The sequence below is a fragment of the Microtetraspora sp. NBRC 13810 genome (genome assembly GCF_030268685.1).
GTDB lineage: Bacteria > Actinomycetota > Actinomycetes > Streptosporangiales > Streptosporangiaceae > BSRQ01.
In genome coordinates this window covers 1-255 of record NZ_BSRQ01000095.1, presented here as the reverse complement: position 1 = coordinate 255, position 255 = coordinate 1, and the positions used below count along the sequence as shown (strand labels likewise).

Annotated in this window: 1 rRNA gene; it reads left to right on the top strand. The window is 56.1% G+C overall.

From position 1 onward, the window contains the following. Position 1: 1 nt before the first annotated feature. Positions 2–255: ribosomal RNA gene (locus QSK26_RS42215) — 23S ribosomal RNA — on the top strand; the annotation flags it as partial.

Here is a 255-nt window from a genome sequence, read left to right as displayed (position 1 = left end):
GCCTAAGGCGAGGCCGACAGGCGTAGTCGATGGATAACGGGTTGATATTCCCGTACCCGCTGTGATGCGCCAATATCGAATCCTTTGATGCTAAGAGTCCTTAGCTCGGTTTCCTCTTCGGAGGGGATGTCAGGGTGAACGCTCGGTCCGATGGGGTAGTAGGTAAGCGATGGGGTGACGCAGGAAGGTAGTCCAGCCCAGGCGATGGTTGTTCCTGGGGTAAGCATGTAGGGCGGAGTATAGGCAAATCCGTAC